This window comes from Amycolatopsis oliviviridis (assembly GCF_014654365.1).
Taxonomy (GTDB): Bacteria; Actinomycetota; Actinomycetes; order Mycobacteriales; family Pseudonocardiaceae; genus Amycolatopsis; species Amycolatopsis oliviviridis.
Window position 1 is genome coordinate 421,314 of sequence record NZ_BNAY01000005.1, and the last position, 14,620, is coordinate 435,933.

Sequence of the window (14,620 nt, forward strand, 5' to 3'; positions counted from 1 at the left end):
CCGCCTCGCCCGTTCGAACAAAAGTTCTAAAAATTGTCGGTACCAGGGTGTTCAATGGTCAGGTGAGCATTTCAACGACCGCTGTCTTCGACGTCATCGACGAGGTCATCGCCCCGCTGGCCGCCGAGGTTCCGGAGCGTCCCTCGGTGATGGAGTTCTACGACCCGGAACTCGACGTGCCGCCGGTGCTGGCCGACGAGGAGCCGACTCCGGGGCTCACCCTGGCCGAGGAGGTGGAGCAGTACACCCGGTTCGTGAGCGGGATGGCGACCATCGGGCTGGCCCCCGGCGGCGAGGTCACGCCCGAGGCCGTCGGGCTGTATCGCGCGCTGCGCGGCGGGTTCATCCGCGGCGTGGTGACCGGGGTCTTCCCGGCACGCCAAGAGCCCTGGGAGGTCCGGTTCTTCGGCGACGAGGACTACACCACGGTGCTGAACAAGCTCGGCAAACGAGCGCGGCTGCGGTCCGGTTTCCTCAGCGCGCTGCCGGGCTGGGTGTTCGACGGCCTGCCCGACCATCCGCCGGGGCCCGGCGAGACGGTGCGCATCGAGACGGACGCGGACGGCTTGATCCCACTGAAGGCCCGGGAGGCCGTCGAAGTGATCCGTGAGGGCGCTTCGCGGCCGCGTCACGGCACGGTCCTCGTCGATCTCGCCGTGCGGGACTCCATCCTCGCCGAGTACCCGCACGGCGCCTTCGGCCTGGTGGACAACGACCTCGGCCGGTACCAGTTCAGCGCGGCGACGAACGCCGACGGCCGCTGGACGCTCACCTGGGGCCCGGCCACCCGGTCGATGGCCGAGCAATGGATCGTGAAGGCGGTGCAGAACCATGCGTGAACCGACCACGGTGAAGGAACTGATGAGGCGCGCCGCCGAGCCGGTGCTGCGCGCGGTGCCCGAGCGCCGGAGCGTGTACCTGGGCTACGACCCGGAGATCACCGACGACGAGATCCGCCGCCTGTGCCCGTCCTACGACGAGCCGGCGGATCTCGTCACCCAGGCCGAGCGGTACGCGGCCAAGGCGGCGATGCTCGAAGAGGCCGGGCTGATGGAGGACGGCGAGATCCATCCCGCCGCGGTCCGGATGCACGGCGTGATGCTGCGGGGTTCGGTGCGAGGCGTCCTCACCGGCGTCTTCGCGTCCGCGCCCCGCTCGGTGCGGGTCGACTGCTACGGCGACGGGCAGCAGGCGGTCGTCTGGCGGATGCGGTCGGGGCGGCGGACCACGTTCAGCCTGAGCGACTTCGAGGAACTGGGCGCCCGCGTGTTCGGCGGGCTCCCGCACGTCCCCGCCGGTGAGACGGAGCCGATGCGCATCAGGATCGACGGGCACGGCGTGCCGCTGCCCGGTCAGGACGAAGAGGTCGGCCTGGTCGCGGACACGCTCGGCCGTCCCCGCACCGGGACGGCGATCCTCGACCTGGTCGCCTTCGGCGGGCTGAACGCCGAGTACCCGGACTACGGCTTCGTCATCGTCGACAACGATTTGGGGAGGTTCGTGTTGTACGCGGCCCCTTCCGAAGGGTGGCTGATGTTCGGTGGAATGGACCGCCGGGCATTGGCGGGCTGGCTGCACGAGGCGGTGGATCTGAGCCGGACGTAGCCGCTGGGACGAGGGGGCGGAATGGATCTGGATCGGCGGGCGGCCGACGCGTGGTTCCGGCGGCGCGGGTTGCCCATGGTCATCCACCGGCGGAGACGTGGAGCGGGCATGTTGCGCCGTTCCACGCCCGGCCTGGTGTTCCTGTGCCTGCTCGACCTGTTGCTGGCCGGGCTGCTGAAACTGCTCGACGTCCCCCAGGACGTGCTCGACGCCCGGATGCGCGAAAGCGGTCTGGCGTACGTCCTCGGGGTGCTGGCGTTGACGTTCGCCGTGATCGTGGTCCCGGTGATCGCCGGCCGCCTGATGGCGAAGCTGCTCCGGGCGTTGAGCCGCACCCGGGTCCGGCTGGCCGTCATGGCGGCGACGATCGGTTTCTGGGTGCTGGTGCTGCCGCTCGGCGAGCGGCTCACCGGGCTGGTGTCGTGGGACAACCCGTTGTGGGTCGCCGTGCTCACCAACCTCGTCGCGCTGGCGGTGCTGATGCTGCTGGTGCGGATCGGCGTCGGCTCGATCCTGACCTGGGCGGCCCGCAGCGCGGTCGCGCAGGTCAGGGCCATCGGCACCCTGGCGTCGAGGGCGTTGCCGCTGCTTCTGCTGGTGGTGATGTTCAGCTTCTTCACCGCCGAGCTGTGGCAGGCCGTCGAAGGGCTCGCCCCGGGACGCTTGTGGCTGGTGGTCGGCTTCCTCGTGCTGATCGGCGCGGTGTTCCTGGCGTCGATGCTGTCCGACGAGATGAAGGAGCTGAAGTCCTGGACCGTGGAGCCGGGAGCGACTGTCCTGCGCGGCACGCCGTTCGACGACGACACCGGTCCCGTACAGCGGCGGCGCGCACTGGCGAAGACGGAACGGCTGAACATCGCCTTGGTGCTGTTCTTCGCTCAGGCGGTGCAGATCGTCGCGTTCGGCGTGCTGGTGTTCGCCTTCTTCATCGTGTTCGGGGTGCTGATCCTCCGGCCGGAGGTGGTGACGGAATTCGCCGGCAGGCAATCGGCGCCCGGGACACTGCTGGGCGTCCCCCTTCCGGTGAGTTCCGCACTCGTCAACGTCTCCCTTTTCCTTGCCGTTTTCTCCGGTTTGTACTTCGCCGCGTCAACGGCGACAGATGTTCGTTACCGGCGTTCTTTCTTCGAGCCCTTGCTGGAAGATGTGAAGATCAGCCTCGCGGCGCGTGACATTTATCTGGCCCATTGGGCGGATGTGCGGCGGGCCGAGGTGGTTACCCTTGAAGCAGAAGACATTCCGTAGTGAGGTGGTCACCATGAGCGGGAAGGGCGAAACTCCCTTCTTCGATGCCCCCGACTTCGTGAAAGGTGATGGCACTCAGGCAGAGCCTCCGGGCGCCACATTCGCCGACCCCCTGTCCGGGCTGGTCACGACGGGCACGCCGGCCCCGGCGAACCCGTCGGCGGGCGCGGACGAGGTCCGCGTACAGGTGCCGGGACCGGTCCAGCACGACCCCGAAGTGGTGAGCAAGATGGTCAACGCGGCCATGCTCGCGGACGATCAGCCCGCCGAAAGCCCGGGCCCCGAGCAGACCGCGGGCCAGCCGCCCGCCAAGGTCGTCAGCACGGTGGGTGAGCAAGGCGTTGCGCCGATCGGGATCCTGCCCCAGCAGCGCACCTGGCCGTCGAGGCCGTCTCAGCTGATCCGTCAGCCCCGCCGGGTGAAGCAGGAAGAGCCGGTCGAGGTCGACGAAGAGGCCGAGGCCGAAGTGCAGCGCGCCAAGCGATCTATGCAGATGCCGCGGATCGGCAAACCGTCGTCGAACACCGCCGGGGTGATGATCGCGATCGCCCTCATGATCGTCTTCGCGGTCCTCGCCATCCAGCTGCTGGCCAGCCTGTTCAGTAGCATCGCGGGGATCTTCGGGTAACCCGTCCGGCGGTAGCGCCGGACGGGGCCGTCCGCCCTCACCTCACCCATCGGGATACCCTGGCCATACGGTCGGGGGACTCGGTGTTGACCCGGGTCGCTCCCGGCAGCCGCGTGACTAGTGGGGTGGGCGTATCAGCGAGGGCGTGCAGTCGGTGCCCGAAGCGGGCACGGATGGTTCGGCGGGTCGTGACGCTTCCACCATGCACCGCGTGCGGCGGGTGCTGGCGATCAAGCCGTTCCGCCGGATCTGGGGTGTCTCCTACCTGTGCAGCGTCGCGGACTGGCTGAACCTGCTGACGCTGACCGGCCTGGTCACCAAACTGACCGACAACTACGCCGCGCAGAACTTCGCGTTCGTCGGTGTCGTGCTGACCTCGCTGCTGCCGGGGCTGCTGTTCGCCCCGCTCGGCGGGCTGCTCGCCGACCGGTTCGACCGGCGCAAGGTGATGGTGCTCTGCGACCTCGGCCGGTGCGGGTTCCTGCTGTCGATCGCGTTCGTCGGCACCCCGTGGTGGGTGTTCGTCGGCAACTTCCTGGTCGGCTGCTGCTCGATGATGTGGATCCCGTCGAAGGACGCGGCGGTGCCGAACCTGCTGCGCCGTCCGGACCAGGTCGAGACGGCCAACCAGCTCGGCATGGTGATGACCTACGGCCTCGCGGTGATCACCGCGGCCGGGGCGAACGCCGTGCTCACCGGCAGCAACACCACGTTCCACTTCTTCCAGGGCGACGCCCAGCTCGGCATCGCGAAGGTCGCCGTCGTCATCACCGGCCTGCTGTACCTGACCAGCGCGATCGTGATCGCCACCCGGATCCCCGAGCTCTCGCTGCGCAATGTCCACGCGGTGGAGAAACCCAAGGTCAAGGCCGCGGACGAAGAGAAGTTCGGCTTCCGGCAGATGATCGCCGACGGCGCCCGCTTCGTGCGGACGACGCCGCTGGTGCGCGGGCTGATGATCGGCGCGTTCGGCGCTTTCGCCGCCGGTGGCGCGGTGATCGGTTCGGCCAAGCCGTACTCGTCCAGCCTGCTCGCCGGTGACGCGGCGTTCAACCTGCTCGTGCTCGCCGTCTTCCTCGGGCTCGCCACCGGGATGGCGGTGGCCCCGAAGCTCGCGCGGCGGCTCGCGCACGACCGGCTGTTCGGCCTCTCGATCGTCGCGGCGGGCCTGTGTCTCGTCGTCGTCGCGCTGTCGCCGCACCTCGCCGTTTCGCTGGTCGCGGTCGCCGCGGTCGGTGTCTGGGCGGGGACGGCGTTCCTGACCGGTGTCACGATCATCGGTTCGCGGATCGAGGACTCCATCCGCGGCCGGATCAACGCGATCTACCAGTCGCTGATGAAGATCGTGCTGTTCGGCTCGACGGTGCTGGTGCCGGTGCTGATCAGCGCGGTCCAGACGACCGAGGTCGAGCTGTGGGGCGGCACGATCACGATCGACGGCACGCGGCCGGTGATGATCGGCGGCGGCATTCTCGCGCTGCTCTCCGGCATCTTCGCGTACCGGCAGATGGACGACCGGCGGGCGGAGCCGATCCTCGCCGACCTCCGCAACGCCCTGCGCCGCAGCCCGCGCCGGGTGAACGGGCTGCTGATCGCGCTCGAAGGCACGCGGGCGATCAACACCGAGAAGCAGGCCGAGCGGCTGGCCGAATGGCTGCGCGGGGGTACGCGCCCGATCGTCCTCGCGGCGGACCCGGCGCTGGACGATCAGCGGCTCGCGAAGCTCGTCTCCGGCGCTTCGCTGTCCGGTGCGCGGGCGCAGGCGCTGGCCGCCGCCGCGGTGCGGGCGGACATCGTCGAGCGGGACATCCAGCCCGCGCTCGACGCCGGTTCCGTCGTGGTGATGGAGCGGTTCGTGGACTCGCCGCTGGCTCACCTGTCCGCGGTCGCGGGGCTGGACAGCCAGGAACTCGAAGGGCTCGCGGACTGGGCGACCGGCAGGTTGCGGCCCGACATCACCGTGCTGCTCGACGCCGATCCCGGCACGGTGATGCGGAAGTCGGAGTCGCTGGACGCGCAGTGGCGGGTGCAGCATCTGCTGACGGAGATGGCCGCCGCCGACCCTGAGCGGTACGTGGTGGTCGACGCGGAAGGCACCGAAGAAGAAGTGAGCGACCGGGTGCGGACCGCGGTCCGAGCGGTGCTCGTCGGCAGGCTCGCCGGGCTCGCGCCGGCGGAGGAGAAGGTCGAAGCGAGATGACGGAAGCCCCTGTGCTGATCGGTGTCTGGAAGCAGCTCGTCGGCCAGGAGCCCGCCGCGCGCACGCTTTCTTCGGCGTCGGCGGCGGCCGCGCGGATCATCGAGAACCAGCCTGTCGCGCCCGGGGCGATGACCCACGCCTGGCTGGTCACCGGCCCGCCCGGGTCGGGGCGCTCGACAGCGGCGCGGGTCTTCGCGGCGGCGTTGCAGTGCAGCACCGGGACCGGCTGCGGGGAATGTCCCGGCTGTCGGACCGTGGTCGCCGGCACGCACGCCGACGTCAAGCTCGTCGCGCCGGAAGGCCTTTCGATCTCCGTCGCCGAAATGCGTTCGCTGGTCCAGGCCGCCGCGCGCCGCCCGACCACCGGGCGGTGGCAGGTGGTGATCATCGAGGACGCCGACAGGCTGACCGAAGGCGCGTCGAACGCGCTGCTGAAGGCCGTCGAGGAGCCGCCGGACCGCACGGTGTTCCTGTTGTGCGCGCCTTCCGATCACCCGGACGACGTCTCGGTGACGATCCGCTCGCGGTGCCGTCTGGTCACGTTGCGGACGCCGCCCGCCGAGGCGATCGCGCAGGTGCTCGTGGAACGGGACGGCATCGATCCCGAGCGCGCGCAGTGGGCCGCGTCGGTCTCCAGTGGACATGTCGGCCGCGCGCGGCGGCTCGCCACCGATGAGGCGGCTCGGCAGCGGCGGGCGACGGTGCTGCGGATCCCGCTGGGCCTGCGACGTCCGTCCGATGTGTTCACCTGTGCCGATCAGCTGATCAGCGCGGCCGAGGCGGACGCGGGCGAGGAAAGCAAGGTCCGCGACGAGGCCGAGCGGTCCGAACTCCGCACCGCGATGGGCGGTGACGGCACCGGTAAGGGCGTCGCCGGGGCGAAACGGGCCGCCGAAGCCGCCGTGAAGCAGCTTGAGAAGCGCCAGAAGTCACGCGCGACCCGGACGCAGCGGGACACGCTCGATCTCGCGCTGGTGGATCTGGCCGCGTTCTACCGGGACGTGCTGGTGACCAAGAGCGGCGCGGGCGCGACGCTGAACCACCCGGATCACGCCTCGGAAATCTCACAGGCCGCCTCCGCCTGGGCGCCGGACTCGATCCTGCGGCGTCTGGAAGCCGTCCTGGAATGCCGCGAGGCCATCGACCTGAACGTGAAGCCGAGGATCGCCGTCGAAGCCATGGTCACCACCCTCCGCCAAGGCTGACCCACCCCCACCAGCCCCCTAAACCGCCCTACCCCAGCCCCCCGCCCGTCCCAGGGGGGCGACCCCGAGTCCAGTTTACCGGGGTTGGGGGTGGAAAAGTGCTGGTCGGGGGAGTTGTCCACAGGTGGGGGTGGTTGTGGACAAGTGCTGTGGGTAAGTGAAGCGGATTCGGGTGTGCTGCAGGGGCCCTTCGCCTCATGCGACGCAGCGAAGGGTCCCTTCACCGCGTCGCACGAGGGGTAAGGCCCCTTCAGCCCCCAGTGACCCAGGAAAGCGAAGGGGACCTCCACCGCGAAGCGGCGAAGGTCCCCATAAGCCAGGCGATCAAGGTACGAACGGGCCTCCCACACAGGGGCCAGGCGTGAAAGGACCGTTCATCACCCTCCTCGCCCCGTCTCAGTCCTCCGAACGCGGCCGCGGCGAAGGCTTGAAGGGCTTCTTCTCGTCAAGAGGAACGGGAACGACCGAGAGACGGCGCCGTCCCGGCATGGCCGCCACGAGGACCACACCGATCAGCAGCATCGCGGTCCCCGACCAGAACATCGGCACCGTGTCGTAAGCGGCGTTGGTGTAAGCCAGGTTCTTGACCGGCCCCTTCGGCGCCGCGCCACCGTTGTTGCCCGCGGGCGGCGGAGTCGTCGTGCCGCACTCGACACCACCGGCCGGCGCGTACGCCCGGGCGATCTGCTCACCGAGCGAGACCTGGGCCAGCGACGACGGCAGCTTCTTCGCGACGTCCGGCGGCAGCGCCTTCTGCAGCGCCGCCGTCGGCAGGATCTGCAGGTCCAGCAGCCGTGCCGAGGCGCCCATCTGGAAGCCCTTGAACGGCGACGTCATGTCGCTCGACTTCTGGTTCAGCCCGGCGATCGACAGCTTCAGCACGCCCAGGTCGAGCGTGAGCCCGTTCCCGGCCTCACCGCCCGGGAGCTGCTTGGTGGCGCCGTCCAGCATCTCGGCGAGCCCGCCGATGACCGGCACGTTCTTCAGCTGCTCGAAGCCCGGCACCTGCTTGAGCGACGGCAGCGGGATGCCGATCGGGATGTCCTTGGTCGGGTTGTTCGCGTCGAGGGTGAACAACACCTTGTCGCCGCGGACGATCTGCAGCACCGGTGCGCTGTACTCGACCTTCGACGTCTTCTTCTCGCCGGTCGAGGTGACCCGCAGCGTCGGCTGGCTGGCGACCTTGATCGTCAGGCCGAGCGGCGTGCCCTTCAGCAGTTCGATGCTGGCCGCCTGCAGGGTCGACGTCGACTCGACGGCCTTGTTCTTGGAGCCGGGGATGTCGACCAGCCGCACGACCGAACGCGACGACAGCGTGTTCGGCAGGCTCAGCACCGCGCCCTTGCCGTCGGCGCTGGTGCTGTTCCCGGAGAGCAGCCCGCCCAGGTTCGCCAGCGGGCCGAGGGCCGACAGACCCGCCTTGAGCTGGTCCGACGCCTGGGTCAGCTGGTCGGCGCCCGGGATGTTCGGGATGGTCGGCAGCAGCGCGAGGTTCGCGATCGACGTGCTCGAATCGGCGATCGTGCCGACGCACGGCCCGAGCGTCGGGCTCCAGCGCGCGTGCGCCTCACCGTTCAGCAGGCCGAGATTGAACAGCGGGTTCTTCGGCGCGTTGAGGCCGCCGCTGATCGGCTTCGGGTTGTCCGGCAACGCCGTCTGCACGAGGCTGCCCGGCGTCTGCGGCGCGTTGCCCGCGGCGGACAGGCCGAACGGCGACGACTGCGCGATCGACTTCTCGTAGTTCAGGTAGGCCTCGGAGTTGGCCTGCGCGCTGGAAAGTCCCATCCCGGCTTCGAGCGCGGACTGCTTCGGCAGCAACTCGCCGGCTCCGGGCAGGATCGCGCTGGTCGGCACGGCGTTCGGCAGCAGCCGCAGCACACCAAGGGCCGCCCCCGCGTCACCGACGGCCTTGCCCAGCGGCTGCGGTCCGATCGGCGCCGACATCGGCGGCTGTCCCGGATTCGCCGGATCGGGGATCGGCGTGGTCGGGATCGTCTGGGCGGTCGCCGGAGCCGCGGTGAGGAGAAGCAGGGCCGCGGCGGCCGGAAGCGCCAGCACACGGGGCAGTCGTTGCCGCATGAACAGGTCCTCCAGTGGGGATGGGCCGATCTTGGGGGACTGAGACCGGCGTCATAGGACCCTAACGACGGTGGCCGGAGAAGGTGACGTTCAACCCCTCCGCTACACTGGTCCTCGTCGCCGGGTGAGAGCCCGGCGTCTGCCGCCTTAGCTCAGTCGGCCAGAGCGATTCACTCGTAATGAATAGGTCAGGGGTTCGATTCCCCTAGGCGGCTCCGCAGGTCAGGGCCTCATTCGGAACACTCCGGATGAGGCCCTGATTCGTTTCCGGGCAGGCGACGAACACACCGCGAAAGTTCACCCGTTGGTGTCACGCCTTGAGGAACATCCGCGACAGTGAGGTGCCCACTCCCGTGAGGTGATCGACGAGCGTGTCCGCGTCCGCGTCGAGCAGGCCGGAGCGCCACGCGAGCATGATCTCCACGAAGCCGCCGATGCCCAGCAGGACGTTGACCCGGAATTCCAGCCCGTCCACGTCCGGCTTCAGATGCGGCCGCGCCAGTTCGATCAGCAGGCCGGTGGTCTCCTGGACGGTCTGCCGCCGCAACTGCTCCAGGACGGCGCTGCCCGCGTGGTCGCCGAACAGGATCTGCGCCCGTGCCGGCTCTTCCTGGACGTGGTGCACGACGACGTCGACGGCGGCGCGGAGCTGGTCCAGAGCCGGTTGCTCGATCCGGGAGGCGACGGCGTCGAGGACCATCCGCAGGGTCTCGTCGCGGACCTGTTCCCAGGCGGTGGCCAGCAGCGCGTCGCGGTTGGCGAAGCTCTCGTAGAAGTAGCGGTCGGTCAGGTTCGCCCGCGCGCAGACGCCCCGCATGGTGACCGCCGCCCAGCCCTGCTCCTGCCAGATGTCGAGGGCGGCGCCGAGCAGGGCGAGCCGTCGTTCGGCTCGGCGTTCGTCGGCGGTCTTGCCGCTGTAGCGGCGGGACGCGGTCACCTGTCCATCTTGACAGCAGGTGCCCTCAGATTCATTCTGAGGGCATGCGACCGCAGAATGGCCTGCGACCCGGTTTGGCCGCCGCGCTGACGTCCGCGTTCGTGCGGCCGATCGCCAACGCGATCCCGGCGAACCGGGCCGGGATCGCGTTTTCCCGCGCTTTCATCGCGAGCAGCCTGTGGCTGGCTTCGCCGCCGTTGAAGGGAAGCCGCGTCGAGCCGGGCATCCGCGGCGAGTGGGTCCGCGGTCCCGAAGTGACCGAAGGCAATGCCGTGGTCCTCTACATCCACGGCAGCGGGTACGCGCTCTGCTCGGCGCGCACGCATCGCGGGCTGACCACGCGGGTCTCCGGCGGCACCGGCCTGCCGGTCTTCGCCTGCGAGTACCGGCTCGCGCCCCGGCATCGCTTCCCGAACGCCGCAGACGACGTCCGCGCGGCCTACGAAAGGCTCCTCGACCAGGGATATCGGCGGATCCTCGTCGCGGGCGACTCGGCGGGCGGGCATCTCGCGGTCGACCTCGCCGCGCAGCTGATCCGCGAGCGCCGCGAACCACCCGCCGCGCTCGCCTTGTTCTCGCCGCTGTTCGACGTGACGTTTTCGCTGGCCGCCCAAAGGGAACGCATGAGCCCGGACCCGATGATCTCCGCCGCCGCGGCCGCGCGGCTGGTCGGTCTGTACACGGTGGACGCCGACCTCGCGTCCGAGCGGCTGCGGTTCGCCTTCGACGACATCGAGGGCTTCCCGCCGACGATCATCCAGGCGGGCGGTCTCGAAATGCTGGCCGCGGACGCCATCGAGCTGGCCAGGGCCCTGCGCCGCACGGGAGCGCACTGCGAACTGGACGTGGTCCCCGGCCAGATGCACGTCTTCCAGGCACTGACCCGCTTCATCCCCGAAGCGGGACCGGCGATGGAGCGGGCTTGCCGCTTCCTCACCGGGAACCTTCCGGCGATCGTGAGGGCGGCCTGATGACGAAACGGACTCACGGAGCGCACGCCGTCGTCACCGGCGCGGGCAGCGGGATCGGGAGGGCGATCGCGACCGAACTCGTCCGGCGCGGCGGTCGTGTCGTCTGCGCCGACATCGACCTCGAAGCCGCCGAAGAAACCGCAAAGACGCTCGAGAACGCCGTCGCCATCGCCTGTGACGTGTCCACTGTGGACGAGGTCGCCGAGCTCGCAGGCCAGGCGCGGTCCTGGCTCGGCCGCGAGCCGGACCTCGTGGTCAACAACGCCGGGATCGGCGCCGGCGGCAAAGCCGTCGGGGAGAGCCCGCTGTCCGATTGGCACCGGACCCTCGGCGTGAACCTCTGGGGCGTGATCCACGGCTGCCACACCTTCGTCCCCGCCCTGCGGGCGGCGCGGGCGGGCGGCGTCATCAACGTCGCCTCGGCCGCCGGTTTCACCGCCGCGCCGAGGATGGCCGCCTACAACGTGAGCAAGGCCGGGGTCGTCAGCCTTTCCGAGACCTTGGCCGCCGAGCTGTCCGGCACCGGCGTCGCGGTCACCGTGCTGTGCCCGACCTTCGTCCGCACCAACATCTTCGACGGCGAACTCATCGAAGACGAGGCACGCGGTCTCGCGCGGAAGGTGTCCGATCTGGTCGGGTTCTCCGCCGAGAAGGTCGCGAAGCTGACGCTCGACGCCCACGATCGCGGGCGCCTCTACGTGGTGCCGCAGCCGGACGCCCAGCTTCTGTGGCACGCCAAGCGGTTCGTGCCCGTCCCGTACACGCGGATCGCCGGTCTGCTCGGCCGGTTCCTGCCCGCCGACAAGGAGAAGTGATGGCCTACGACTTCGCCGCGATGCTCCAGACCATCAAGGACAAACAGTGGTCGCTGGCCGACATCGACTGGGACGCGCCCGGCGCCGAGACCATGACCGACGAGCTCCGCGCCAAGATGCGGCCGTTCATGGCCGATCTCGTGTGGATCGAGCACGTCGGCGCCCGCGGGTTCGCTTCCCTCGCGAAGAAGGCGCCGACACCGGAGATCCAGGAGATCTACCGGTACTTCCACGCCGAGGAACAGAAGCACGCCAACGCGGAACTAGCGCTGATGAAACGCTGGGGCATGCTCGACGAGCACGGTTCGATGCCCGAGCCGAACATCAACGTCAAGCTCGCCATCAAGGTCCTCGACGACTACGGCGACACGCTGCCGCTGACGGCGCTGGCCACGCTCATCCCGCTGCTCGAATGCGCGCTGGACGGCGCGCTGGTGAAGTTCCTGCTGGACGAGGTCTCCGATCCGGTGTGCCACCAGGTGTTCCGGCACATCAACTCCGACGAGGCCCGGCACATCACGGCCGATTTCGAGGTCCTCGAACTGATCGGCGCCGGCTCCACGACCAAGCTGATCACCGAATCCGTCGGCTCGCTCAAACCGCAGATCGTGCTCGGCCTGATCGTGGTGTTCGTGCCGCTGATCAACAAGATGCGGGACAACATCGTCGCGATGGGCCTGCCGGAGAAGAAGCTGTACAACGCGGTGAAACGGTTCTCCACCATCGGCGGCCGCGGCGAGTTCACCAAACGCATCCCCGCGTATCACGTGCTCAAGGCGCAGGCCGCGATGATCGTCGACCGGTCGCACGTCTACCACCGGCTCCTCGCCGACCCGATGGTGAAGGTGACCCGCCTGATCCCCGCGCGGCTGCTGGGAAAGCCGCAGTCGTGGACCGAGGAGATCACCCACGAACCGGTCGCGTCATGAAGCTGGGTGATTTCCAGGGCGAGGTGCTTCGCGGCACTGAATGGTTCGGCCACGACTTCGCCGGTCAGCGCGTCGCCGTCGTCGCGCCCGGCCGTGAGGCGGCACAGATCGTGCCGGAGGTGGCCGCCACCGCGCGCTCGGTGAAGGTGTTCCAGGAGGAACCCGACTGGGTGGTGCCGATGCCGGTACCCGGGCCGAACGTCCTCGGCATCGCCGTCGCCCGCGTTTTCCTGCGCTGGCAGGTGAAAGACCCCTGGATCCGCAGGCTGCTGACGCCGGACCGCCGGTTCGGCTCGCGGCGGACGGCGTCCGGGCTCGGCTACTACGGCGCGCTGCGGCGGCCGGGCTGCAAGCTCATCACCTGGCCTGTCTACGCCTTCGCACCCCACGGAATCCGCACCGCCGAGGGGATCGAGCATCAGGCCGACGTCGTCGTGCTCGGTGCCAGTTCGCTTTTCGCCACGGAAGGACTTCCCACATGACGCCGGACCACGAGATCGCGATCATCGGCGGGGGCTTTTCCGGCATCGGGGCCGCGATCCTGCTCGACAAAGCCGGTTTCGGCGATTTCCTCATGCTGGAGGAGGGGGACGGCGTCGGCGGGGCCTGGCACTGGAACACCTATCCCGGCGTCGCCGTCGACATCCCTTCGTTCAGCTACCAGTTCTCGTTCGAGCAGATCTCCGGCTGGTCGCGGGTCTACGCGCCCGGCCGCGAACTGAAGGCCTACGCCGACTACTGCGTCGACAAATACGACGTCCGCCGCCGTACGCGCCTCGGCAGCAAGGTCGTCTCGGCGACCTTCGACGACGAAACGCACTTGTGGCGCCTCGAAACCGCCGACGGCTGGTCGATGACGGCGCGGTTCGTCGTCGGCGCCACCGGCGTGCTCACCCAGCCGAAGCCGCCGGACATCGACGGGCTCGCCGGCTTCCGCGGCACCGTCATGCACACCGCGCGCTGGGACCACGACGTCGACCTGCGCGGTAAACGCGTCGCCGTCGTCGGGACCGGGGCCTCGGCCGTACAGGTGATCCCGTCCGTCGCACCGGAAGCAGGCCATCTCACGGTTTTCCAGCGCACGCCGATCTGGTGCCTGCCCAAACCGGACGCCGCCCTGCCCCGGCCGGCGCGGCTCGCGCTGCGACGGCTGCCGGGCGCGAAGCTGGTGTCCCGGTTGGCCAGTCAGGCGCTCGTCGAACTGACCTTCCCGCTGGCCGCGCATTTCCACGACCTCCTGCCGACCGCGGGCGCGGGCGAGCGGATCGGGCTCGCGCATCTGCGCCGCGCGGTCAAGAATCCCGAAATCCGCGAAAAGCTCACCCCGCGTTACGCGCTGGGCTGTAAGCGGCCGAGTTTCTCCAACGAATACCTGCAGACGTTCAATCGTGAAAACGTCACGCTGGAGACCACGGGCATCGACACGATCACCGAGTCCGGTGTGCGCACCGCCGACGGCACCGAGCATCCGGTCGACGTCCTAGTGCTCGCGACCGGGTTCAAGGTGTTCGAAAAGGGCAACATGCCCGCGTTCACCGTCCGCGGGGCGGACGGCGCCGATCTGGAGAAATTCTGGGAGGAGAACCGGTTCCAGGCCTATCAGGGCGTCAGCGTCCCCGGTTTCCCGAACCTGTTCACCATTCTCGGGCCCTACGGCTACAACGGTTCCTCGTATTTCAACCTGATCGAGACGCAGACCGCGCACATCGTCCGCTGCCTGCGCAACGCGCGCAAGATCGGCGCGACGCGGGTGGAGGTCACGAACGAGGCGAACGACCGGTACTTCCGGAGCATGCTGGACCGGCGCAAGCACCAGGTGTTCTTCCAGGACAGCTGTTCGCTGGCCAACAGCTACTACTTCGACGCGAACGGGGACGTGCCGTTCCGGGCGTCGCCGACACTGGAAACGATGGTGACGAGCCGGTTCTTCGACCTCGACGACTACGCCTTCGCGGACGCCCGATGAACACTGGCTGAAGTCCGCCGTCCCGGACCGGGATGAGCCT

Annotated in this window: 13 protein-coding genes and 1 tRNA gene; 12 read left to right on the forward strand and 2 right to left on the reverse strand. The window is 69.2% G+C overall.

The window, feature by feature from the left end; genetic code table 11:
• The first annotated feature begins 47 nt into the window (after positions 1–47).
• The 6 genes from IE302_RS23710 to IE302_RS23735 all read left to right on the forward strand — a co-directional run bounded on the left by IE302_RS23710 (position 48) and on the right by IE302_RS23735 (position 6,883).
• The gene (locus tag IE302_RS23710; protein WP_191256665.1) at positions 48–839 is read left to right on the forward strand and encodes an ESX secretion-associated protein EspG; all 792 of its coding nucleotides are present in this window, start codon (positions 48–50) and stop codon (positions 837–839) included.
• On the forward strand, positions 832–1,605 hold the full coding sequence (locus IE302_RS23715; RefSeq protein ID WP_191256666.1) for an ESX secretion-associated protein EspG: 774 nt from the start codon (positions 832–834) through the stop codon (positions 1,603–1,605). The genes IE302_RS23710 and IE302_RS23715 overlap by 8 nt, the downstream gene beginning before the upstream one ends.
• 21 nt (positions 1,606–1,626) lie before the next feature.
• The gene (locus IE302_RS23720) at positions 1,627–2,850 is read left to right on the forward strand and encodes a hypothetical protein (protein WP_191256667.1); all 1,224 of its coding nucleotides are present in this window, start codon (positions 1,627–1,629) and stop codon (positions 2,848–2,850) included.
• Positions 2,851–2,863: 13 nt separating this feature from the next.
• Positions 2,864–3,478 (forward strand): hypothetical protein, encoded by a 615-nt coding sequence (locus IE302_RS23725; protein WP_229907912.1) that lies wholly within the window; start codon positions 2,864–2,866, stop codon positions 3,476–3,478.
• Between the two features lie 145 nt (positions 3,479–3,623).
• Entirely contained in the window at positions 3,624–5,678 is a 2,055-nt protein-coding gene (locus IE302_RS23730; RefSeq protein WP_191256668.1) for a bifunctional MFS transporter/dTMP kinase, read from the forward strand.
• The gene (locus IE302_RS23735; RefSeq protein ID WP_191256669.1) at positions 5,675–6,883 is read left to right on the forward strand and encodes a DNA polymerase III subunit delta'; all 1,209 of its coding nucleotides are present in this window, start codon (positions 5,675–5,677) and stop codon (positions 6,881–6,883) included. Before IE302_RS23730 ends, IE302_RS23735 begins: the two co-directional genes overlap by 4 nt.
• A 396-nt stretch (positions 6,884–7,279) precedes the next feature.
• Here the strand turns inward: IE302_RS23735 and IE302_RS23740 are convergent, their stop codons facing one another.
• Entirely contained in the window at positions 7,280–8,962 is a 1,683-nt protein-coding gene (locus IE302_RS23740; RefSeq protein ID WP_191256670.1) for a hypothetical protein, read from the reverse strand.
• Between the two features lie 141 nt (positions 8,963–9,103).
• On the opposite strand from IE302_RS23740, the gene IE302_RS23745 reads away from it, so the two are divergent.
• Positions 9,104–9,177: transfer RNA gene (locus tag IE302_RS23745), tRNA-Thr, on the forward strand.
• A gap of 95 nt (positions 9,178–9,272) precedes the next feature.
• Here the strand turns inward: IE302_RS23745 and IE302_RS23750 are convergent.
• Entirely contained in the window at positions 9,273–9,899 is a 627-nt protein-coding gene (locus tag IE302_RS23750; protein ID WP_191256671.1) for a TetR/AcrR family transcriptional regulator, read from the reverse strand.
• Between the two features lie 44 nt (positions 9,900–9,943).
• Between IE302_RS23750 and IE302_RS23755 the strand changes: the two genes are divergently transcribed.
• From IE302_RS23755 to IE302_RS23775, 5 genes are read left to right on the forward strand one after another with little or no spacing between them, the layout of a single operon-like run.
• Positions 9,944–10,870: an alpha/beta hydrolase gene (locus tag IE302_RS23755; RefSeq protein ID WP_191256672.1), complete on the forward strand. Its 927-nt coding sequence runs from the start codon at positions 9,944–9,946 to the stop codon at positions 10,868–10,870.
• Positions 10,870–11,685, forward strand: coding sequence for an SDR family NAD(P)-dependent oxidoreductase (locus IE302_RS23760; protein WP_191256673.1), 816 nt, complete (start codon positions 10,870–10,872; stop codon positions 11,683–11,685). Before IE302_RS23755 ends, IE302_RS23760 begins: the two co-directional genes overlap by 1 nt.
• Positions 11,685–12,614, forward strand: a complete 930-nt coding sequence (locus tag IE302_RS23765) for a ferritin-like domain-containing protein (RefSeq protein ID WP_191256674.1) — start codon at positions 11,685–11,687, stop codon at positions 12,612–12,614. Before IE302_RS23760 ends, IE302_RS23765 begins: the two co-directional genes overlap by 1 nt.
• Positions 12,611–13,096 carry an NAD(P)/FAD-dependent oxidoreductase gene (locus tag IE302_RS23770; RefSeq protein ID WP_191256675.1) on the forward strand — a complete coding sequence of 162 codons (486 nt, stop codon included), beginning with the start codon at positions 12,611–12,613 and terminating at the stop codon, positions 13,094–13,096. Before IE302_RS23765 ends, IE302_RS23770 begins: the two co-directional genes overlap by 4 nt.
• The gene (locus IE302_RS23775) at positions 13,093–14,580 is read left to right on the forward strand and encodes a flavin-containing monooxygenase (protein ID WP_191256676.1); all 1,488 of its coding nucleotides are present in this window, start codon (positions 13,093–13,095) and stop codon (positions 14,578–14,580) included. The genes IE302_RS23770 and IE302_RS23775 overlap by 4 nt, the downstream gene beginning before the upstream one ends.
• The last annotated feature ends 40 nt before the right edge of the window (positions 14,581–14,620 follow it).

What these genes read in the sequence shown, in the direction of transcription:
- IE302_RS23740 (WP_191256670.1), bottom strand. Translation starts at nt 8,962, where the DNA reads ATGCGGCAACGACTGCCCCGTGTGCTGGCGCTTCCGGCCGCCGCGGCC.
- IE302_RS23735 (WP_191256669.1), top strand. Translation starts at nt 5,675, where the DNA reads ATGACGGAAGCCCCTGTGCTGATCGGTGTCTGGAAGCAGCTCGTCGGC.
- IE302_RS23725 (WP_229907912.1), top strand. Translation starts at nt 2,864, where the DNA reads ATGAGCGGGAAGGGCGAAACTCCCTTCTTCGATGCCCCCGACTTCGTG.
- IE302_RS23765 (WP_191256674.1), top strand. Translation starts at nt 11,685, where the DNA reads ATGGCCTACGACTTCGCCGCGATGCTCCAGACCATCAAGGACAAACAG.
- IE302_RS23715 (WP_191256666.1), top strand. Translation starts at nt 832, where the DNA reads ATGCGTGAACCGACCACGGTGAAGGAACTGATGAGGCGCGCCGCCGAG.
- IE302_RS23760 (WP_191256673.1), top strand. Translation starts at nt 10,870, where the DNA reads ATGACGAAACGGACTCACGGAGCGCACGCCGTCGTCACCGGCGCGGGC.
- IE302_RS23755 (WP_191256672.1), top strand. Translation starts at nt 9,944, where the DNA reads ATGCGACCGCAGAATGGCCTGCGACCCGGTTTGGCCGCCGCGCTGACG.
- IE302_RS23720 (WP_191256667.1), top strand. Translation starts at nt 1,627, where the DNA reads ATGGATCTGGATCGGCGGGCGGCCGACGCGTGGTTCCGGCGGCGCGGG.
- IE302_RS23775 (WP_191256676.1), top strand. Translation starts at nt 13,093, where the DNA reads ATGACGCCGGACCACGAGATCGCGATCATCGGCGGGGGCTTTTCCGGC.
- IE302_RS23770 (WP_191256675.1), top strand. Translation starts at nt 12,611, where the DNA reads ATGAAGCTGGGTGATTTCCAGGGCGAGGTGCTTCGCGGCACTGAATGG.